The sequence below is a fragment of the Paenibacillus sp. 05T425 genome, assembly GCF_056396205.1.
In genome coordinates this window covers 365,729-387,422 of the sequence record NZ_JBFTLA010000002.1, presented here as the reverse complement: position 1 = coordinate 387,422, position 21,694 = coordinate 365,729, and the positions used below count along the sequence as shown (strand labels likewise).

The 21,694-nt window shown below is 47.2% G+C and carries 19 protein-coding genes and 2 riboswitches; of the genes, 1 reads left to right on the top strand and 18 read right to left on the bottom strand.

The genetic code is table 11. The annotated features are described in order from the left end of the window. Position 1 precedes the first annotated feature (1 nt). The 14 genes from AC1DF0_RS05545 to AC1DF0_RS05480 form a co-directional block, all read right to left on the bottom strand. Positions 2-1,414, bottom strand: coding sequence for a sugar transferase (locus tag AC1DF0_RS05545; protein WP_477573311.1), 1,413 nt, complete (start codon positions 1,412-1,414; stop codon positions 2-4). 40 nt (positions 1,415-1,454) lie between these two features. Next, the gene (locus tag AC1DF0_RS05540) at positions 1,455-2,579 is read right to left on the bottom strand and encodes a glycosyltransferase family 4 protein (protein ID WP_477573310.1); all 1,125 of its coding nucleotides are present in this window, start codon (positions 2,577-2,579) and stop codon (positions 1,455-1,457) included. Position 2,580: 1 nt separating this feature from the next. Continuing rightward, positions 2,581-3,726, bottom strand: a complete 1,146-nt coding sequence (locus AC1DF0_RS05535) for a glycosyltransferase (protein WP_477573309.1) — start codon at positions 3,724-3,726, stop codon at positions 2,581-2,583. Beyond that, on the bottom strand, positions 3,692-4,969 hold the full coding sequence (locus tag AC1DF0_RS05530; RefSeq protein ID WP_477573308.1) for an O-antigen ligase family protein: 1,278 nt from the start codon (positions 4,967-4,969) through the stop codon (positions 3,692-3,694). Before AC1DF0_RS05530 ends, AC1DF0_RS05535 begins: the two co-directional genes overlap by 35 nt. Continuing rightward, on the bottom strand, positions 4,959-6,053 hold the full coding sequence (locus tag AC1DF0_RS05525; RefSeq protein ID WP_477573307.1) for a glycosyltransferase: 1,095 nt from the start codon (positions 6,051-6,053) through the stop codon (positions 4,959-4,961). Before AC1DF0_RS05525 ends, AC1DF0_RS05530 begins: the two co-directional genes overlap by 11 nt. A gap of 20 nt (positions 6,054-6,073) precedes the next feature. After that, positions 6,074-7,459 carry a polysaccharide deacetylase family protein gene (locus tag AC1DF0_RS05520; RefSeq protein ID WP_477573306.1) on the bottom strand — a complete coding sequence of 462 codons (1,386 nt, stop codon included), beginning with the start codon at positions 7,457-7,459 and terminating at the stop codon, positions 6,074-6,076. Positions 7,460-7,488: 29 nt separating this feature from the next. After that, on the bottom strand, positions 7,489-8,772 hold the full coding sequence (locus tag AC1DF0_RS05515; RefSeq protein ID WP_477573305.1) for a lipopolysaccharide biosynthesis protein: 1,284 nt from the start codon (positions 8,770-8,772) through the stop codon (positions 7,489-7,491). Positions 8,773-8,783: 11 nt separating this feature from the next. Next, positions 8,784-9,887: a DegT/DnrJ/EryC1/StrS family aminotransferase gene (locus AC1DF0_RS05510; RefSeq protein ID WP_477573304.1), complete on the bottom strand. Its 1,104-nt coding sequence runs from the start codon at positions 9,885-9,887 to the stop codon at positions 8,784-8,786. Next, the gene (locus AC1DF0_RS05505) at positions 9,884-10,471 is read right to left on the bottom strand and encodes an acyltransferase (RefSeq protein WP_477573303.1); all 588 of its coding nucleotides are present in this window, start codon (positions 10,469-10,471) and stop codon (positions 9,884-9,886) included. Before AC1DF0_RS05505 ends, AC1DF0_RS05510 begins: the two co-directional genes overlap by 4 nt. 17 nt (positions 10,472-10,488) lie before the next feature. Next, on the bottom strand, positions 10,489-11,820 hold the full coding sequence (locus AC1DF0_RS05500) for a nucleotide sugar dehydrogenase (RefSeq protein ID WP_477573302.1): 1,332 nt from the start codon (positions 11,818-11,820) through the stop codon (positions 10,489-10,491). A gap of 19 nt (positions 11,821-11,839) precedes the next feature. Continuing rightward, complete coding sequence (locus tag AC1DF0_RS05495) at positions 11,840-12,853, bottom strand: Gfo/Idh/MocA family protein (RefSeq protein ID WP_477573301.1); 1,014 nt, start codon at positions 12,851-12,853, stop codon at positions 11,840-11,842. Between the two features lie 48 nt (positions 12,854-12,901). Further along, the gene (locus tag AC1DF0_RS05490; RefSeq protein WP_477573300.1) at positions 12,902-13,522 is read right to left on the bottom strand and encodes a YveK family protein; all 621 of its coding nucleotides are present in this window, start codon (positions 13,520-13,522) and stop codon (positions 12,902-12,904) included. Between the two features lie 21 nt (positions 13,523-13,543). Then, positions 13,544-14,572, bottom strand: coding sequence for a polysaccharide deacetylase family protein (locus AC1DF0_RS05485; RefSeq protein WP_477573299.1), 1,029 nt, complete (start codon positions 14,570-14,572; stop codon positions 13,544-13,546). A gap of 238 nt (positions 14,573-14,810) precedes the next feature. After that, positions 14,811-16,196 carry a glycosyl hydrolase family 28-related protein gene (locus tag AC1DF0_RS05480; protein ID WP_477573298.1) on the bottom strand — a complete coding sequence of 462 codons (1,386 nt, stop codon included), beginning with the start codon at positions 16,194-16,196 and terminating at the stop codon, positions 14,811-14,813. Positions 16,197-16,276: 80 nt separating this feature from the next. After that, positions 16,277-16,361, bottom strand: a riboswitch (cyclic di-GMP riboswitch). Between the two features lie 93 nt (positions 16,362-16,454). After that, positions 16,455-16,539, bottom strand: a riboswitch (cyclic di-GMP riboswitch). A gap of 317 nt (positions 16,540-16,856) precedes the next feature. Between AC1DF0_RS05480 and AC1DF0_RS05475 the strand changes: the two genes are divergently transcribed. Then, complete coding sequence (locus tag AC1DF0_RS05475; RefSeq protein ID WP_477573297.1) at positions 16,857-18,236, top strand: NAD-dependent epimerase/dehydratase family protein; 1,380 nt, start codon at positions 16,857-16,859, stop codon at positions 18,234-18,236. An 81-nt stretch (positions 18,237-18,317) separates the two neighbouring features. On the opposite strand, the gene AC1DF0_RS05470 is transcribed toward AC1DF0_RS05475, so the two are convergent. From AC1DF0_RS05470 to AC1DF0_RS05455, 4 genes are all read right to left on the bottom strand, one after another. Beyond that, positions 18,318-19,244: a hypothetical protein gene (locus AC1DF0_RS05470; protein ID WP_477573296.1), complete on the bottom strand. Its 927-nt coding sequence runs from the start codon at positions 19,242-19,244 to the stop codon at positions 18,318-18,320. A gap of 200 nt (positions 19,245-19,444) precedes the next feature. Next, on the bottom strand, positions 19,445-19,768 hold the full coding sequence (locus AC1DF0_RS05465; protein ID WP_477573295.1) for an ArsR/SmtB family transcription factor: 324 nt from the start codon (positions 19,766-19,768) through the stop codon (positions 19,445-19,447). Between the two features lies 1 nt (position 19,769). After that, the gene (locus AC1DF0_RS05460; RefSeq protein WP_442049376.1) at positions 19,770-20,204 is read right to left on the bottom strand and encodes an SRPBCC family protein; all 435 of its coding nucleotides are present in this window, start codon (positions 20,202-20,204) and stop codon (positions 19,770-19,772) included. 238 nt (positions 20,205-20,442) lie between these two features. Next, positions 20,443-21,666: an amidohydrolase family protein gene (locus tag AC1DF0_RS05455; protein ID WP_442049375.1), complete on the bottom strand. Its 1,224-nt coding sequence runs from the start codon at positions 21,664-21,666 to the stop codon at positions 20,443-20,445. Between the last annotated feature and the right edge of the window lie 28 nt (positions 21,667-21,694).

Genomic DNA, 21,694 nt, shown 5'->3' with positions numbered 1-21,694 from the left:
TTTACTCCTTCGCGATCGCTACCTCATGCATAGCCTTCTGTATAAGGGCCTTTGTTTTTCTGCTATCATCGCCTGCAGCCGAGACCCCTTTGGATTGCTCTCGTGACAGTACGACAATAATCGTCTGGAACAAAATTTTCAGATCAAGCAGCGGCGAATATGTCCGTATATACCGAATGTCGTAACGAAGCTTATCCGACGGCGTCGTCGTATAATTGGCCATGACTTGCGCCAGTCCTGTCAGCCCCGGCTTGACCATAAGACGATACGTATAATGAGGGAGCTCCTCTTTGAACTGCGTAATAAAAAATTCTCTTTCCGGTCTTGGTCCGACTAAACTCATATCGCCTGCAAGAACGTTGATGAGCTGTGGCAGTTCATCGATTCGGGTAGCTCTTATGAATTGCCCTAGTCTCGTAATGCGGGGATCCCTATCGCTAGCCAGCACTGGACCCGTGCTTTTCTCTGCGTTATCGACCATGCTTCTGAATTTGTAAAGCTTGAACGGCTTCTCGTAAAGACCAACCCGATCTTGTACGAATAGCGCCTTCCCTTTGGATGAAATCGGAATAACGACGAACATGAGCACCATAACCGGTGAAGCGATCAGCAATAAAATGCCGGAGATCATAACATCGATCGTCCGTTTGGCAATCCGCTCCAAGTGCGTCAGATGGGGAGGCACGACGGAATATACTAACAAATCATCAATTTGCTGAGACTCCGCGTCCATTAAATACAGCTCATAAAACTCCGGAATGAGAAGCACTTCGATTCTTTGCTTGCCCGCTTCCCGCATCAGCTTCGTTTTCAACTGCGCCGTTAAGCCCGGCCCCAATAATATAACTTCAATGTCATCAAAAACATGGTCGCCAATGTACATATCGTCGGTTGCAATAATGATACGCTGCACATCAAACCAAGCTTTCCCTTTGTCTACCATTTTCTCTACCATGGAAATGTCGATATCGGCTTCCGGCGCGAAAATGATTGCCTTTTTCTTGCCTATCACTTTGGATTGAATGAAAAAGATTAGCAGCCTTAATCCGAATGCAAGTCCCAGCTGGATGAAAAAAGCAATAATCGCTATCGCTTTGGGCAGGCTGAACGTCTTGAGCCAATAGCTTAAAACGATCATTTCCGCAATAAAGACGACATGAGCCAAAATGAGGTTATACAGAAATTTAGCCGGCTTCCGTCGCCCTGCTAAATCGTATAGATTGAAAAAATAATAAGTCAATAACGTCAACAGACCCAACCATGGCGCATATTGCCGGAAAGATTCCCATTCCACACTTGGTATCGCGCTTTGGTACTCCAATTGATAAGCAACGATAAAGCTTACGTATATGAAAAAACAATCAAGCAGCAACAACACGATTTTAAGTCCGTTCATGCGAAACAGTTTTGTCATGAAACCGCCCCTTTTTCCCCTTGTTTATCGAAAGTCGCGGTTACGTAAGGCGTGCATAAGCCTCAGTCATAAGCTGTCTAATGGCGTTTAAATCATAGCGGCTAGCATCCTTATAGCTATTCCGTCCCATTTCGACCCTTGCCTCTCTATCATCGTACAATTTGTAAAAGGCCCGAACCGTCTCCTGTACATCGCCCACTGGAACGACGTAACCGTTATGTCCGCTTACGACAAGGTCGCGATTGCCGCGAACTGCCGTTACGACCATCGGTTTGCCGACGCCCATCGCCTCGAGCAATACCTTTGGCAATCCTTCGCGCCTAGACATCAGCGTAACGACGTCGGCTATATTCATTAGCTCCGGAACGTCTCTGCGGAATCCGAGGAATCGAATATCGCCCTCAAGGCCAAGCTCCCGCGAAAGCGATTGGTAGTGGCTTTCCATGGTGCCCGTACCCGCAATAACGCCAACGACCGGCACTCCCATCCGCTTCAACTCGCCAATGCTTCGGATAAGCTGCTCTTGGTTCTTATTGTGATTCAGCTCGGCTATACACAGAATGACGTAGGAATCCTCTTTGATGCCCAGTTCTGACTTTAGATCGCTCACGCTTCCCGACTCCAGACTGCGGTAGCGGCTTAAATCAATACCAACACCCGGCATGTAGATGACTGACCCGCGAACCGGGAATCGTTTGGCCCGCTCATAGTCTTCTTTGTTTATTGTAATGAGCGTATCCGTCAACGATGACATCATCCACTCCACCGGGAAATAAATGAGCCAGTTAGCCTTAGAGGCGCCTTTGAAAAAATGAAAGCCATGAGCGGTATACACTATATTTTTTAGTTTTGCCCGCCATGCCGCAATTCGGCAAATGACGCTTGCATTCGGCGTATGTACATGGACCAAATGATACTTTTCTTCTCTAAACCGCTTGGTCAGCTCCTTCAAAGCGGCGATATTGCTGCCCGCCAGCGGGTTGCGGCTGAACGGTATATCCCGACATTCTACCCCTGTCTTCTTCACGTCTTCCAGACAATGGTCAGGACTCGCGTATACATGCACCTCATAACCTTGCTCCTGCAGATCCCGGATAAAGGGAAGGTGGAAAGAGCTAATATGCGCATATACGGTTGCTACATAGGCAGCTTTCTTGTTGTTCATTTTACTGTTCACCGCCTGCGTATCTCGGAATGTTGCTCATCCCTTGGCGGGCCTCGCCGTATAGCTGCTCCCACCGTTCTATGATCTTTTGCATATTATAATGGCTCTCAATGTAGGCTTTGCCTTGCTCACCCATATGACGCCGCTCGCTTTCGGACTTAGCCATGAGAAGAGCCATTTTGTCGGCCAGCTCCTGCTCATTCTCCGAAGGCACAAGATAACCGTTCGACTCGTGATGAACAACTTCGGCGTTGCCCCCTACCTTCGTAGCCACGATAGGCAATCCGCTTGCGGCCGCCTCCAGCAGCACAATGGGAAGCCCCTCCCATTTGGACGACATCAGGTACGCATCGACGGCATTCATTAGCTTCGGAATGTCAGTCCGTATCCCTAGAAACCGAACGTTCTGCTCGAGTCCCAGATCGCGGCTTAGCTTTTCCATGGCCTCGCGCTCTACGCCAATGCCTGCAATCAACAGCACGCTAGTCGGATAGGTACGTATGATCAGGGAGTAAGCCTTTAACATGTTCGCATAGTCCTTCTCCGGCACAAAGCGTCCGATAGCCAGCCACACGAATTGTCCGTCTAGTCCCAGCTCATTGCGGATATTCGAATAATCGTGATCGTTTTTTTCGAATTGGCTCATGTCGATGCCATTTGGCACGTAAATAATTTTGTTCTCGGGTGCCGCTTTAATGTCGATGTAACGGTTTACCGCCTCTTGGCTGACATTCGTAGTCAGATCGCAAAGCGGATCGGTAATCCGATACATCCATTCCCGCAATCTTCCACCTTCATTAATATTATGGGCAGTACAGATTAGAACAGGCATCTTAACCAATAGGCGAGCAACGCGAGCCATGATATTAGCATGGACAAGATGACTATGAACAATATCCGGTTCGAACGACTTCACGATACGGCGCAGTTTCAAGAGTGCGCGCGGATCCGGCACCCCTTTATTCATATGCAACGATTGAATATCTACGCCAAGCGTCTTTAGCTCGTCCAAGTAAGCCACCGGTTTGATCATGCTGACAATAAGGATGTTATAATGTTTAGCCCGAAGCCCCCGGCATAATTGGACGACTTGATTCTCCGCGCCCGCATAATCAAATCCGGTAATGAGAAACAGTATGTTCCGCATGCAATTCCCTCCCTGTTCCCTCTTTCTTGGGCACTAAAGCCATAGCTACGAACGCCATCAATATATACTCGTAATTATAGCCGAAGTCCCCGCTCATTTGGGCGTATCCAAATGTTTGCAGCAGCAGCACCAACATAATATGGTTTTTGGATGCCATCCATATGGAGAACAGAAAGGCGCCGAACCATAGAATTAACCCGATTACCCCTAATTCGCTTGCCATCTCTATGATGACGTTATGGGGATGATCGTGCGTAATCCCGGGAGAACTTGCGCCAAGCCCTGCACCGAAGAACGGATGCTCCATGAATCTCGCCAAAGCTTCCTTCTGCAGGTTAAGCCTTCCCAAGTAATTGTCGTCCGCCTGCAACTGATCCCTGTCAAACAGAACCGTAAACCTGCTGCTATCCAGCCACTCGTGGGAATGACCCACATAGAGGTAGCTGCCGAACAAGACCAATAAAATCGCGAAACACAGCGGAACAGCATACCGGGCAAGTACTTTCAGTTCGCCTTTTCTGTATTTCCGGAATAGGACAAGAGCAAATACAAGAACGTTAACGAGGACAAAAGCGACAAGCGGTCCTCTCGATTGGGTTTGTAGCCCCGAGACTAATGCAACAGCGATCACAACAAGCCGAATGACCGGATGAATATTCCGCCCCCATAAGCAGACGGCTATCGTAAAGAAAGCAATCCTGGAATCATAGATGGGATTTCCGCCCGGCATAGTCAGCCGCCCAGGGAACTCTGAAGTATAGCCGCCGAGAAGAAGATGCATGACCGCATAAGCCAGTCCGAATAACGCAACGACCGTCCAAGAGAAGGTCTTGTATTTTTTGTATATAATATACGCATAGATACCTGGTATKACGCCTCGAATAAACAGAATCTGCTCTTTCATCAGACCGTCCGATTCGTGGGAAGCCCATGAAAGAGCGGTGACGCTATACAATAGAAACAGCCCCCATGCCCACAAACCGGGCTCGGTCAGCAAACTTTCGGAGTGAGCCGTCTTCTTGAGCAGCGCTAAACAAACGGGCAGCAATGGAGCTGCAAGCAAAAGCACAAAGGAGTTTGTTGGTACGTACTGTTTGTAGAAATAGCCGAACATATCGAAATACACGGCGAAACCGACAATATAGCCTGCATCGATATTTAGTTTCAGCATGGTCATGCACTGAACAAATAAAACGGCCATACTTGCCGCTAACGTCAGAAAGAGTAGCGATTCAACGTTCACGTAGGCTTCCCTTCTTACCCGTAATATGCTTCATATATGCAACGCGCTGCGCCTCTTTAACTAACGTATCCAAACGAGAGATGCTTTCCCTGTCTACGCGCTTTCCCTGCCACGTTTCTACAAACGCATCGATCGCATCCAAGCCGCTATGAATATTGTCAGGCTCGTTACGCAGCACGAGAATATACGGGACATCTTCGTTAAAATCCGTTTCCTCATATGCAATAATAACAGGGAGGCCATTGGCCAGGTATTCCCTTACCTTAAGAGGAGAAGCCTCCCTCATCTGCTTCCTGTACAACGCTAGCGTTCCGATCGCAATATCCGCCTTATCCATCAAGTGCTGGTATTGCGGCCTGCTCATCTTGCCGTGAAAATGCATATTGGCGGGAACAGCCTCTTCCAGCTCCGTGTGCTCAACGCCGATGATATCGAAATGCCACTGCGGGCGTGCTTTCGCCAAAATCGAAATACAATCAATGCCGTGCCAGGATTGACCAGCCGAACCTATAAAAACGAATCGCGGCGAAGGGTTAGCAGGAGGCGGCGAAGGGTGGAAATCATCCAACCGTATACCATTGCCTATAACGACATGATCGCGTACATAACGTTTGGTATGACCCTCTTCCGCCAGCTCGCCGCTTACGAACACAAAACCGTCTGTCGCCCTTAGAACCAATCCGCGCGTTAGCCGGTGGTAATAGTACCTGAGATCGCGATCCATGCGCATTTCCGTCAAGTCGTTTGTATTGATTTCCAATATCGATGCATGCTTCCTGAGCAGCTTAGGCAACGAGAAATAGAACAAATCGAACCGATGGTAAATCACCGTTGGCTGCCACTCGTCTAGTTGTTTCGCAAGCTTCTTGAATTGCGGAAAGCGATCCCCCCAACCCGTATACGGCTGCACAAAACAACGGATATCGGGCAATTCCCCGGCCCACTCGATGTCGCCCTTATGGGTGAACAGAAACAAAGCGACTTCGTTTCCCAACTGATGCCATTGCGTCATTTGTTGAATAACCTTCTTAAAAACGCCGCTCTCGGGACCTTCGTTCCAATGTATCAGGTATGCAATCTTCAATTCACATTCACCTTTCCGCTTTACCGGCTGCCCAGCTGTTCCATAAATGTCTGATAAACAGACCGATCGGATGATTTCACCAGTTGGCTGTTATGCCATAGCAGCGTAAAATCGCCATCGTATTGCATGCACGACTTGTAATACTCCCTTATCGCTTGCAGCGCCTGCTTTGAGTCCAAATGCATATATTCGTAATGCAGCAAAGTCTGATCCATGACGATTAGCGGTCTCTCTGTCAGCTTCAATGCCTTTCTCGTCAACAAATTAAAGACGGGATACTCGTAACAAATACCCGAACGGAAACCGGCAAAGTCCGCATAACCGACCGTACTGTCGTATTGCAGGCCGGCGTCTTCCCAATACTGCCATGTTTCCGAAGCGCTCCATCGCAAGTAATGCTGCCTGCCTCCCCACCGTTGCCGTTTGATTCCGAGCGATTCGGCGACTTGTTTTAGTTTTTCGAATTGTCGCCGGATGCTTGCCGGGCTCGTGTATGTATCATAACTGGGGTGAAGCCCTATCTCGTGACCCCGCCGATCGATCTCCGTCATTAAGGACTGCACGTTTGGATCGTCTATCGAATAGTTGCCATCCATACCCCGCCTTGTTTCTTCCGTAATGAAGTAAAAGGCGCTCTGTATGCCGTGTCGCTCGCTAAGATCCATTAAATAATGAAAACGATTATAGGGGTCCGCCTGAAGACTTCGGCTGCCCTTCCATAACATGCTTGCTTTCTTCATTCCCGATTCCAAGTTATGCCGTCTGACGATATCCCCTAAGCTTTCCTTCGCAATGCTCAAAAGACCTCTTCTATAAACATAATACGGAAAATCTACGTCATGGCTTATAAGCAGCCTAGGTTGTCTCTTCTTTGTTTCCAATCCAGGCCAGAGCCGCTTCATGATTTGAAGCAGGAAGTGGATATATTCGTTAATGATCGGCCTGTTCAAAAACCGTTCTTGCCATGCAAGCGATTGCCGTGCCGCAAATCGCTCATGGCTGTCTCTTTCCTTAGACACGAGCTCTTCGTACCTAGTCAGCATAAAAAAGGCGCTTCCGAATACATCGATACCGATGTAATACGTCCCCTCTTTCTCCTGGACATATGCTCCGTTCTCCCAAGGCTTGCCATATAGGACTGGCATATCCTTAAATATGTCTACCTCAATCCGCTTCAATGGACGCTGGGGCATGGAGGCCGGCTTTAGCCAATCCGCATCCCGTGCCTGCAGCAAAACATCGGCCAGATTAAGCTTATCCTTCTGGCTTCCTATTAGCGAAATTTCAACATCGTTCCTATCCTCATAGTGGATGCTGCAATCAACGCCAAGAAATTGTTCAAGGATGACACGGTAGATATATTCCCTCTCAGGTTTACGCGACATTGGAGATCGTAATATAAACAATTCCTTTACCCTCGTTCCTATAAGTGAATTCATCGTCCCCTAAACTTCTTGATAGAAAACCATGATAAAGCGAGATGCAACACATACCCGAAGGTAGAGGCCAGACTAAAATACAAAATAGCCGTCTCCGCGGTTTGATGCGTCAGTTCCCCAAATAATAATGCGCCTATTATGATCGTTGTTCTTATAAGCTCCCGGTAAAGATGCAGATCCTGCCGTTCCATGACGTCAATCGTCGTACCTACCGAGTTGGCAACAAATTGGCTCAGGTACATGATGGACAAGATACGAATAAAATCGCCTGACTGCGCCCACTCCTCCCCGAATAAGAAAGCAAAGGTTGATGGGCCAATTAGCACGATCACAATGATAATAAGCAAGCCTAGCAGAAAAACGTTTCGAACCGTTTTAAGAAAAAGGGGATACAGCTTCTCTGGCGACATATTGACATACTCCGACGACTCCGATAAATACACATGGCGGACAGAGGTCATAATTAGCGTCATCGGCGAACCAAGGATTCGCTGTCCAAGCGCCATCAAGCCTGCAACATGCGGTCCGTAATAGGCTGCAATCATAATCATAGGCAGGTACAAACCGATACCGTTCAATACATTCGACGCTAGCGATAGCATAGGAAATCTGCGGTAGCGATAAGCAACCTCCTTTAGATCCTTGCCGGTAGTGACGATGTTTTGATCCTTGACGTCCCTCTTCCATAATCCCCATTGCGAAATAACGCCGCCAAAGCGCCCGATAATCTCTCCCGCTATAAGGCCCGACGGACCGATGTGCAGCAAGCTGAAGCCCAGCTGGGTCCCGACCTGACCGATGCTCTGCGTATATTTTGTTCGCGATAGCTGCTTAAAGTATTTTTTGCGAACCGACCACGAATTCAATATTTGATAGAATCCAGCCCCGAACAAACCGATTATGACAAACAAGAAATAGTTTTTCATACTGGGCTCATTCATCCAATGCGCCAGAGGACTGGCCACGAAATAGATCGCGATTCCGCTTAATACGCTTACGACTACGCAAATACGCAGTGAAAGCGTCAGTACGCTCGAAGCCGTCTTGTCATCCTCCGGGAGCGTTATCGCGTTTTCGTAAGAGAGAGAAACCATCATTAGCAAAATCGCTATGATGGACGTGTACAAAGAGTAAGTGCCGTAATCGGCCGGATTATAAATCCGCGTAATAATCGGCAATGTCGCAAAGATAATAATCTGGCTTATGATCGTCCCGCTCGCCAGTACAACAACGTTTTTGAAAAATAAATCAGGTGAAAAGTTTTTTAACTTCTTGAGCATAAAAAGGCCCCTTATTGAAGAGCTTCAATTATTTTTTGGATCACGTACTGCTGGACGGTTGCATCGATTTGCGGCCATATCGGAAGCGAAAGTACTTCTTCTGCCAGCTGTTCGGAGACGGGCATCTGAACGCGCATTGACTCGTAAATCGGCAGTTTGTGGACCGGAACCGGGTAATAGACCATCGTGCTTATCCCTTCAGCCTCCAGCTTCTTCTGCAGCTCGTCACGTTTTCCATTCGTCACCCGAACCGTATATTGATGGAACACGTGCTTCGCATAATCATCTTCGCTTGGCGCAATGATTCCATCGACGCCTTCCAATAGCTTAGCATAGCGGTCCGCCGCGCTTCTCCGCCCCTCATTCCACTCATCGATATGCGGCAGCTTTATCCGCAGGATGGCTGCTTGTATTTCATCCAGACGTGAGTTAAATCCGACAACCTCGTTATAGTACTTTTTCTTGGAGCCATGAACCCGTAACATTGCCGCTTTCTCGGCAAACGAGGCGTTGTTTGTGACAAGCATTCCTCCATCGCCATAGGCGCCCAAGTTTTTGGACGGGAAGAAGGAGTAGCAGCCGAAATCTCCAATCGTGCCGACCTTTTTATTTTTATGCATACCGCCGAATGCTTGCGCGACATCCTCGACAACTACAAGTCCATACTTCTCGCTTATTGACATCAAACGATCCATGTCGAGGGTATGGCCAAAGAGATGGACCGGTATGATAGCCTTCGTTTTTGACGTTATTGCCGCTTCAAGCTGGTTCAAATCCAGGTTGTACGTTCTAGGCTCAACATCAACAAACACGGGAGTCGCTTTTACTTGGCTTATCGCCTCCGCGGTTGCGAAGAAGGTGAACGGTGTCGTGATGACCTCGTCTCCTTCCTGAATGCCTGCAGCAAGCAGCGCTATAACGAGGGCGTCCGTACCCGAATTTAACGCCACGGCATGCTTAACGCCCAAATACGCAGCAGCCTCCGCTTCAAACTGCTTTACGTTGGCACCCATAATAAATACGCCGTTATCGATAACGCTCTCAAAGGCGTTCATTAATTGCGGTTTGAGCTCGTGAATCTCATAGCTGAGGTCAAGAATCGGAATGCGTTTCATAGTGAACTCCCTTTCGTTTTTCGTACCAAGTCCTGCTCTATCGCATACTCGCGATCGCATTCGCCGCAGACGGCCTCATGATTGGAGAAGCGCAAAGTAGCCCCGCATTCGCATACCCACCCCAAACGCTTTGCAGGTACGCCGGCATACAATTCGTATGGGGCTATGTCTTTATTGACTACCGCTCCCGCTGCAACGAATGCCCACTCCCCGACGGTTACGCCGCAGACGATTGTTGCGTTAGCGCCGATAGATGCGCCGCGCTTAACTGTTGTTTTATAATAATCGCTGCTTCTATTGCGTGGAAATGCCGACCTTGGCGTTCTTACATTCGTAAACACCATGCTCGGTCCGCAGAAGACATAATCTTCAAGGATGACTCCTTCATAAACGGAAACGTTGTTTTGAATTTTGACCCCGTTGCCGATTGATACGCTATTGGCAATGAATACGTTCTGCCCCAAGCTGCAATTGCTTCCGATAACCGATGTAGGACATACATGCGAGAAGTGCCAAATTTTTGTTCCTTCTCCAATCGTGGCACCATCGTCAATAATGGCAGACGCATGCGCGAAATAACTCATGTTTTCAAACCTCCAGCTTATAGCAAATGGTAGTTATCCGGTTTTGGGTACGATTTCATGCCGTTTCTTGTATCAAATAGGCTTTGGCTTGCCCGGCCGATTAGGTCGTAATCAAATCCCGAGTGATCTGTCGTAATAACCGTAATATCGGCTTCGGCAAGCCTCTGCTCCGTTAGTTCCACGCACTCATATTGGTTGCCGTTATATCTAAACGTATCGATATGCGTATCGCTGATGACGACGGATGCTCCGCGTTCTTCCAGCAGCTCGATAATTTTAAGTACCGGGGACTCCCGATAATCGTCAATGTCCTTCTTATAAGCGACGCCCAGCAAATAAACCGTTGAGCCGTTGACCGATTTTTTATGCTTGTTGAGTATTTCGCCGATCTTCTGCACAACGAATTCGGGCATTGAATTGTTGATTTCGCCTGCAAGCTCAATAAGGCGGGTATGATAGTTGTACTCTCTCGCCTTCCAGGTCAGATAGAACGGATCGACTGGAATGCAGTGTCCGCCGAGACCCGGCCCGGGATAGAAGGCCATGAATCCGTACGGCTTCGACTTGGCAGCGTCAATGACTTCCCAAACGTTTATACCCATTCTATCGCACAGAATCGCCATTTCGTTGGCAAGCGCTATATTAATATGTCTAAACGTGTTTTCGTATATTTTCTCCATCTCGGCGATAGAGGGGCTGGATACGGCATGAACATCGCCGTCAAGCACTTGCCGATAGAGCGTCTGTGCAACTTGCGAGCATGCCGGAGTAATTCCTCCAACGACCTTAGGCGTGTTTTTGGTATTAAAAAACTTGTTGCCGGGATCGACTCTTTCAGGCGAATAAGCAAGGAAAAAATCTTCGCCGCATTTTAACCCCGTTGCTTCCAAGATCGGTTTAACCAGCTCTTCCGTCGTACCCGGATATGTCGTGCTCTCCAATACAACCAGCATCCCCGGATGCAAGTATTCGGATATCGCTTTCGTCGAGTTCTCCACATAACTCGTGTCGGGCTGTTGGTAAATATCAAGCGGAGTAGGCACGCATATGGCTATGGCATCGACATCGCTTATAAAGGAATAATCCGATGTAGCCCGGAGCGACCCGTTTTTGACCATAATCCGCAAATCCTCGTCAATGACGTCGCCGATATAGTTATATCCGCTATTCACCATATCGATTTTTTTCTGCTGTACATCGAATCCAATGACTTTGTACCCGGCTTTGGCTTTCTCAACGGCAAGAGGCAAGCCGACGTATCCTAAACCGATAACCCCGATGACGGCCGACTTATTGAGCAACTTTTCTATCAATTTATCGCTTAACTCGTTAAGCTTAACAGCTTCCATTGTATAAGACGCCTCCTGATTAATTCGTTTGTAGACTGGTGCTGCCGTCAAGAACAATATCGATAACTAGCTGCACCGCGGCTTTTCCGTCCTCGACCGTTACGGCTGGCTCGCGGTTATCCCGAATAGCCTCGGCCATATCTTCAATAATTTGCTGATGTCCCGATACGCCGTACGGATCGGCCTCAACCTTTTGCTTAAGCAAGTCTACCTCTTTATCGCTCATGGAATCGCACTTCCATTGCTTGATCCAGTTGGCGGTTACGCCTCCGATGACCGCATAACCGTTCTCGCCGAATATACTGATCGATTCCTCGAGGTTCTTGTCATAGATCGTAGTGGCTGCTTCCACTACGCCAAGGGCCCCGCTATCGAAACGCAACGTGGCGACGGCAACGTCCTCGGCTTCAATGTTTCGTATTCGCGTATCGACCATAGATTTTACTTGAACCACTCTGCCGAACAGCCATTGCAGCAAGTCCAGATTATGCACGGCTTGGTTCATTAACACTCCGCCATCCATTGCTTTCGTTCCGCGCCAAGGCGCTTGATCGTAGTAAGCCTGTCCCCTGTTCCAGCGTACCGTGGCATTTACATGGCTTATTTTTCCGAATACGTTTTTCTCCAACGCCGATTTAAGTAATTGAATTGCTGGCCGATAGCGATTCGGATGGACAACCGCTGCTTTGACACCCGAAACCGTCACGGCTTCGGCAATGGCATCGGCATCCTCGATCGTTAGCGCCAACGGTTTTTCGATTATGAGATGTTTGCCTGCTTTAGCAGCCTTCACGGCTAACGGAGCGTGTAGACCGCTAGGCGTACAAATACAAACCACGTCGATATTGGACTGTCGCTCCAGCATTTCATCGATGTTCACGTAACCTTCCACGCCTGTCTGGTTCATATACTGGTTCAATCTATTGGGATTCGTGTCGCAGATAGCAACAAGGCTTGCTTGCTCGGTTTTCTCGATTGCTTCTATATGTTTATTGGCAATATGGCCGCAGCCAACAATCGCATAATTAATCATTTTCCAATCCACCCCGCCCGCTCATTCTATTCCGTTTGTAATCATCGATTAGATGCTTGTGTTCTCTGAACGCTTTCTTCTCCGTTCCTGACGTTTCCCTTCCAGCATAAGAGCAATGCTTAGCCCCACAAAAACGCCTATAAACAAGGAGATGGCGAGATTGAACGCTTTTTTGGGACTGACAGGATCAGATGCTTGTTCGATACTTGCCAAGTCCAACATCGTTATATTTGCATACTGGATAATGGACTTAGACTCCGATAGAAACGTTTCTCCATATGCATTCGCAATAGCAACCGCATCTTTTACGTGATCGTCTTTTATTTTAATTTTGATAACAAGCGTGTCTACGTTCGTTTCCACTTCCAGTTTGCCCAGCAGTTCCGTTGCAGTAAGATTGCTGCCGAGTTTCTCTTTCACTTTGCCTGCTATGTAGTAGCTTTTCAAAGCATCCTTATACGTACCCGTTAACAGCTGGCTTGCTAAAAACTCATTATAAATACCTGCATCTCCTGAAGATGCTATACTCGCCACTACACTCACACTCGCCTGATAGGTAGGCTTTACGAAAGTATTTAATGCAAATGCGCCTCCGACAGATAATGCAATTACTAATAAAATAACTATAAAATACCGTTTGCTCGCCTCTTTTAAGAACTGGATGTCCATTCGTTCACCTCATGTTTTGGATTAATGCTGCGATTGATAGGAAGAACGTTTCTCTCTCTTTGCACTAGCTAATACTTGATTACAAAGCTCCTCCATATTCAAACTCGTCATCCCGTACTTATGTTGCAGATGTTGATAATGTTCGAGTATTCTGTTCAGCACATCCATATTTTCATTGGCATCACTTGCCAAATTATAGGGATGCCACCAGAGGTGATACACTTCGCCGTGTTTAGCCGCATAGGTCATTCCATCAAGTATTCTCTTAATACGAAGCGGTTCTAACCAGCGGAGCTTGGAAGAGTAGGAGCGGAAGAAGTGGCTGGCTGGTAGGTTTATGGGAAGTTCGGTCATTATTTCATCGATTCGATAACAATGATTGCCGGACAAATTAATATACGTATCGAGCAAACGAAGAGCTCTCAACGGCAGGGAATCATTGGTGCTATAGCCATGTTTGTATATCCAATGTTTCGGATTACCTCGATATGACTTAATACCTAATTGATTCAGTGCTTGCAAATAGGAATCATTGATTTGGTTTCTTGGAAAAACGATGCTCTCCAATGTCATACCTTGTTTTTCGGCGATTTGGATGCTTGCGTGAATATCAGCAACAAATTCCTTCTCGGTCTGACCAGATTCCTTGCAATAATAGTGTGAAAAGGTATGTGTGGATATCGCCTGAAATGGCGTTGTTCGAATCCGTTGAATAAGCGAAGGTGCAAAGTGATAGGGATCGAATGACTCATTTGCGCCGATCTGCTCACTCTTCAAGTAAGAATAAGGAGATAAATTTTGATTTATATAACTAGGCTTAATTATCGGCAAGCTATTAATCATTTCTTCCTTAGACTCAAAAAACAATAGCCCTACAGTCGCCCATGTGGCATGAATACCATACTTTTCGAATAACGATAATACGGTAGGAATTAACTCTCTTTCTTTTGCAAACGTACTATTATACCAATCTAGTTCATAAAGATCACGTATGCCCCAATACAATTCAAAATCAAGCGAAATAACAAATAGTCCTTTATGTCTAGTCAAAAATACTCATTCCTTTATGCAATGGTCACTTGCTATTTCCACAAAATTTCCAACATAGTCCAGAACTGTTTGCCTGCACCTGAAGCATATTCGTATTATAATCTTCAAGACTCGTCAAGTAAATAAAAATGAAACGACATTTTCCGTGCCTTTCACGGATAACTCCTTCTATATAATGAAAGAAGTTAATAAAAAAACTTCGACAATAGATGTCGAAGTCTCGTTGTTTACAAAACTATTATAGAACTTGTACGTTAAAGTTGCTGCTTGCGAGCTTAACCGTGAATTGTGCAGCTTGGATTGTGTTGTTCGAGCATACGATATTTTTTTGAGAAAACTGCGAAAGATATGTCGTTAAATCAATGCCTCCGCCAGTTATCATTTTGATTTTGTTATTTGTAATCGTACCGTTGTCCGCGTTTTGCCACGTCCAAATTGCTTTTTCTCCATTTTCAATGACATTTCCGTCAATCGTGAAGTTATTGATATTTCCAAGACGAATGGCTGTTTTGCCTTTTTGAACGCTTTTTGCACCCATAGTAATTTTGTTGTTGCTGATAACGATGTTTTTAACCGTTTCCGCTGCGCCAACCTCGATTGCAGCATAGAAGCTTCCTAAGCCTGTAATCGTATTTTGTTTAACCGTGTTGTTGCTGCCGTATACGCTAATTGCCGAATACATGTCTGGAGCAAGTAGCCCTTTATCCGAGCCCGATCTGTAATAATTATTTTGCAGGTACGAATTCGTAATTTGGTTGCCAGTTACCGTAATGCCTTGTGCATAAATTTTAATAGCACGTTTGGCATTGTTGTCGAATTTGTTATTCGAGATCAAGCTGTTTGTGTCCGTGCCTTTTCCTGCATCCATGTTAGGATCTTCATAATAGATGCCATCGCCGTCATCAGCAGGACCGATATGGTGAATATAGTTATTAGTTATCGATACATTAGCTGCTGCAGCTTCGCTTTTGCCCCAAGTCGTTGTTACGTAAATACCTCTAGCAATCATGCTTCCACCAGTAGGGTTGAGCGCAACAATATTCTTCACTTCATTACTATCGATCGTGATTGCTTTCGTATTGCCGTATACAAGGATTCCCGAAAGCACGCCCGAGAAGTAATCGCTACTCGTTTTCGTGCTGTGGGAAGCATTCGCTACAATCGAATTGTTGATATTAACGCGTTCGCTTCCTCCGCTTACAACGAGTACACGGTTAACTAGTTTGTTGCCGTCGAGCGAAATGTTGCTGATCTCAATATCCTTACCCGATACACGCATTAATTCCCAGCCGAAATCTTTTGTGCTAGCTTTGATGATCGAAGTTGCGCCATCACCGAGCACTTTCGTGTTGCTGCTTACAGCGAGCGGATCTTTCGGGTTTACCAGGTACGTTCCTTTCGGGAAGTAAACCGTCGTTTTCTTCGCAGCGCCTTCTGCCAGCGCTTTTTTGATCGAGGACGTATCGTCCGTCTTGCCATCTCCCTTTGCTCCGTAGGTCTTAACATTTATCATATTAGCAGCGTTCGCTTCTTCGATGAATAGTCCATAAAAACCGATGCCGCTCAAAATCGTTACAAGCACCATCGCGGTCATGCTTTTCGTTAATTTACTGAAAATGCCCATTTTCACTACCTCCATATCCTGAATGAAATAAATAGGACAATCCCAGATTTCAGGATTGTCCTATTTCATCCTGAAAACATTTCGGGAACTGGCTGGCATATGGTTTCCCATTTAGCCCCTGTAGTTTTGCGTCCCGCGCTTTCACGCGGTTTGCCGTTATCGCTGTTTCCAAATATTAAGTTAGTGAAAATGTTGGTGTGATGAATAGAAAAAGAACTTATGACATGTCATAAGTTCTAAAATAGAACCTGAAAAGTTTTCGGAATCTGGCTGGCGTGTGGTTTCCCATTTAGCCCCTATAGCTTTGCGTCCTGCGTTTTCACGCAGTTTGCCTTTTCGACACATCGAGTATATGAAGTTACTTAATATTTAAATAAATATTACCAGACTAATAGGTATAAAGCAATAGGTTTTAATAGATTCATAGCCTAATTTTGAATAAGATTCGACACTTATTTTCAACAGGGGTTTAGCCATAAATTAGAACTTGTTTACAACCTCTTCCTAAACAATTATCATAGTCAAGTAGACCCTGCTATCACCTATTAGACTCAATCTTTAACAATACTCTAGCAGCGTACATAATAGCAAAACGCCGGTCTCCAAAGAGCCGCAATCGGACTTCTTCACTAAAATCAGAAGGGAAAATGGGGTGGTAGCGTGAAAATATTAATTACGGGCGGCTACGGATTTATTGGCTCTTTTGTTGCTGAGAGGTTTTTCAACGAAGGACATGAAGTCATTATTATAGATAATATGACCTCCGGTCATATATCGAATTGCAAATTCCGCCATATATCATACATCGCGGATGTGGAGAGCACCGTTTGTGAATCCATCTTCGAAAACCATAACGTTGACATTGTTGTGCATTTGGCTGCCCAGATCAATGTAGTCACTTCGATGGAAAATCCATACGCAGATACAAAATCGAACATCCTAGGACTAACCAACATTTTGCAGTTGGCCGCAAAATATAAAACCAAGAAGCTCATATTCGCTTCCTCTGCGGCCGTCTATGGAATGAACGATCAGATTCCGCTAAATGAGGATATGCCTTGTCAGCCCGTCTCGCCATACGGGATCAACAAGCTTCTCGGGGAATACTATTGCACAAAGTGGAACGAAATTTACCAATTGGATACGATTTGTTTCCGATTCAGCAACGTATACGGACCGCGCCAAGGATCGATTGGAGAAGGCGGAGTCGTATCCATTTTCATGGAACGGATCCGTGATGGCAAGGAGCTTGTGATTTACGGGGACGGCAGCCAAACCCGCGATTTCATATACGTGGAGGATGTCGCGGATGTTATTTATCAAGCAAGCCTTTCTGACCAAAGCGGCATCATGAATTTGTCCACCGATACGGAGCAATCAGTCAATGATCTAGTCAACATATTGAGCAGCATTCGGCCGATCCCCGAAATCAAGAAGCAAAAAGCTCGCACAGGCGATATATATCGTTCAAGACTCGACAATAACCGACTAAAAAAAGTTTTGGATTGGTCGCCCAAGTTCAGCTTCGAAACGGGGATTCGCCGCACGTATGAATGGTTTGCGCAATCCACCGCCGATTTAAAGCCGCTAACCAAAAAATCGGATAACACGGGCGCGACGCTCGACGACATTAACATTAATAACGAACTGATCGCCTCGTCGCTATCCCGGAATATCCGCAGCCTATACCTCAGCCAGCATGAGCGTTACCTGGAAGGCATGCCTGTGCTTAAGCCTGACGTCTTCCTTGCCGTTATACGCTCTAGGGAGCAAGCGAAACGCAATTACAATGCAAGCTTCGCCCTCGTTTCGCTTTCAAGGGATATCATTCAGGACAGCGCGCTCCTCAAACAAGTGAACGATTCGCTTCGCGAGTCGGATTTCATCGGCCTTGCGTTTAACGGCGATATCTATATCTTGTTGTCGAATTCGACGTCCGAAGATGCGATCATCGTCGTCAATCGTCTTAAGAAGCATAATATTGAAGCGCAAGTCGTCTCCCAAGAAGATTATTCGAACTTAGAGCTTATTCAGCATTAACACTCTTTATTAAATAGTAGAAATACGGAAGAGCCCCGTCAGCATCCATTCGCAATGGTGCAGGCAGGGCTCTGTTTCCGTTTATCTGGCCGTTCTTTTTTTTGTACTCAACGCAAGCCAATCGCGACCAGCCCGAACAATCTCTTTGTAGCCCGGCAGTCTGATACCGTAAAAAACCCGCAAGTCCCCACCCCAATGAGACTTTGCCGCCGAAACCGATTCAATATTCGCCCCGTAGAAATCGAATGTTTTAATCCCGATTTGGTCCAGATCCTCAAACTCAAGGTTTTGCAGCTGCTGTACGATGCCATCACTGAGGTGTTCGCTCTTGGAAGCGGATATCCATCCAATCGCGTTCTGTTCACCGGATACTAAGGTGATGCTTGCGCTAACAGGCTCACCTTCATTGGAGTAACAAACATAGCCGCGAAACCTGTCGCTTCCAAGCAATTGCTGCGCGAGCAATAAATCCTTAACCGATAATTGATGGGTAAAGCCTTTCCTCGTTTCGGTTCCGGATAAACAGTAGTGAACGGCCTCCATATCGTCCGTCCGAATAGAATAGTAACCCAACGAATTGGCCTTTTTCATTTTGTTGCGCAGAGAGGGGCTGATGTTCTCTACCGAATAAGGCAAATCCACATAATATGTATACTTTATATCAGCTATGAACCCTTGCCATAGAAAAGGGCGAATATCCGTAATTTCAGGCGGAAAATAAAAATTGGCTGACCCTGCGTATTCATATAAACTTTCAATGAATGCTTTTGAGACCTCATGCCACTGGCTTCCGATTTTCTGTACTTTATTCGTTGGAGTTGGGCGAAAAATAGTAGGGTGATACGGATTAAGCGGAGGCAAAAACAGCTTTTTGTTATGATTAAGAAACATTAAACTATCACAATACGCATCTGAATTTGATGCTTTAAAGGTTTTAACTATTGCATCACAGTTCCATTTCTTACGGTTGAATTCGGCCCAACCGTTCAGAAATTGCTGATCGTCCATTTGTGGTAGCTACCTCTTCTCCTATATTGAATTGTATAAGATACATTTATTACCATGATACCTTTCAACCTTTTGATCGTCAATAAGATACGGAATTTGCAAGAAACACCAACCGTCTTATAAGAAGTCGGTTGGTGTTTCTTGCCATTTGGCTTCAATAACGTTTCTTTACGTTCATTCGGCAATTCGAGTTTCAATGATCATTCATCCAATTCCACATAACGCTTGAGCGCGGCGAGCTTGTTATCCCAGAAGCGCTCGTAAAACGCCAGCCAGCGCTTCAGCTCTCTAAGCGGATCGGGGTCTAGACGGTAGCGCGTCTCGCGCCCGACCTTCCGGTCCTTCACGAGTCCGGCGTCCGATAAGACGCGGAGATGCTTCGACACGGCCGTACGGCTCATCGCGAAGTGGCCGCTGATAGCGTTTAGCGGCAGTTCCTCATCGCCTAGCAGCTCAAGCACCTTGCGCCGCGTCGGATCGGCTATCGCTTGAAACACATCATGCTTCGGCAGCGGTTCAGCCATCTTATTCCTCTACATAGCCGCGGAGCTTCTGCCCAATGCCAGACCAGCCTTGCTCCATTCTGCCTCGCACGATGTCATGCGGTTCGCCGAACTCGGTCGCCATGCCAGCTGTCCACCCACCGTGAATGAGCGTGAATTCCGTCTCGCCCTGCAGCTCGGCCAACTCGAACGTCAACGTCCAATCCTTGCCCCAATTAAACGATAAACGGTTCGGCGGATCCACCTCCGTCACCTTGCAAGGCGATTGACCGTATGGACCTGCGTTCAAATGAAACTCGAAGCCGACCTCCGTCTGAAAATCACTCGGCGGCATGAACCATGCCGCTATGCCTTCTGCCGTAGATACGGCCTTCCATACTTTCTCGATTGGCGCTTTCAACAAGACCGTCTGGCGAATATCCGGCAGCTTGTCCTGTGTATGAATGTTGTCTCCCATAAGTATAACCTCCAATGTTCAATGTTTAATGAGCTTGTCCACTCTGGAATCAATTGATATGAAACCAAATGGTTTCTAATCTGATGCCTTCTCATTATATGAAACCATTTGGTTTCATGTCAACATAGAAAATAATCCCTTGTTCTGCGCTTCTATTATGTCCAAGAAGGCAAACAAAAAAAGCACTTGCCAAACACCTAACTTGACTGATGTCTGGCCGTGCTTCTGAAGAGTAACATTATAAGCTGGTCAAAGCAGCCGGTGCAACGAAACGTTCAGCCGCTTCCTTCCACCTGCCGCCAACCAGCTTGCCGGCGGAGAACACCGCTTCGCGAGGCGGTGCAAGAGCAATCGCATGCTTCGGATTCATGGCGTCCACGAGCATAAAGCTGGCAGGATCCCCCGCCTTCGGCACGAGCGAGCCCGACGAGATGAGCGGATACGTCCGCAGCAGATCCTCGTCGACGATCCAGCCGAGCTTCTCGGCCAGCCTCGAGCCCCTTGCAAGCAGATCGCCATTGCCGAACGGGCTCCATGCATCTAGAATATTGTCGCAGCCGACGTGAACGCGCACACCTTCGGCGATTAACTGATCGACGCGCGGCATCGGCCGATCAATCGGCACGCTCGTAATAATGGCGACGTCGTCCGCCGCAAGCTTCTGTGCCAGATCCCGCGATTCTGCCTCGGTCACTTGGCCTAGGCAATACGCATGGCTAACAGCCGTACGTCCGCCTTTGCCCGCTTGAACCGTCAAGTCGCCGAAGCGGCTGATCGTGTACAAGCCGAGATGCCCGGGGTCGTGAAGATGAAGATCGACGCCGGCGCCAAATTCCGAGCTCAGCTCGAACATCGTCTCGAGGCTGAAGTCGACTTGACGGTCCAGCCCTGCCGGGTCGACACCGCCGACATATTCGGCTCCGGCGCGCAGCGCTGCCTTCATGACCTTAACGGAATCGGAGCGCAGCAGCCCCTGCTGCGGAAATGCGACGATCTCGATCTCCATCACGCCCCGGTACTCCTCCCTCACCGCCAGCACATGCTCCAGATGGGAGATGCCGATCACCGGATCGACATCGACATGCGTCCGAATCTTCGTCGTGCCATGACTCAGCAGCAGGTCGATGAGTCGCCTTGCCCGATCCGCGGCAGTCGTCGGCATCGTCTTGATCATCGCTTTCTCGAAAGCAAGCTGTCCAGGCAGCGTCACGAACGGCTGCAGCGGCTTCCACGGTTCGCCGAGAAAATGCTTATCGAGATGGATGTGCATATCGCTCATGGCAGGCAAGTATAGCAACCCACCCGCATCCAGCGCTTCTTCCCCTCCGGCTTCGCCAGTTCCGCCAGTCATCTTCCCGCCGATATTTTTCTCCAAGCTTGTGATAACGCCCAGCTCTCGATCAATCGTCATATTATATAGGTCTTCGCCAATGCGAATGCGGTTAATTGTTGTTCGTTTCATGCTGCATCACCTTTCGCGACTATAATAA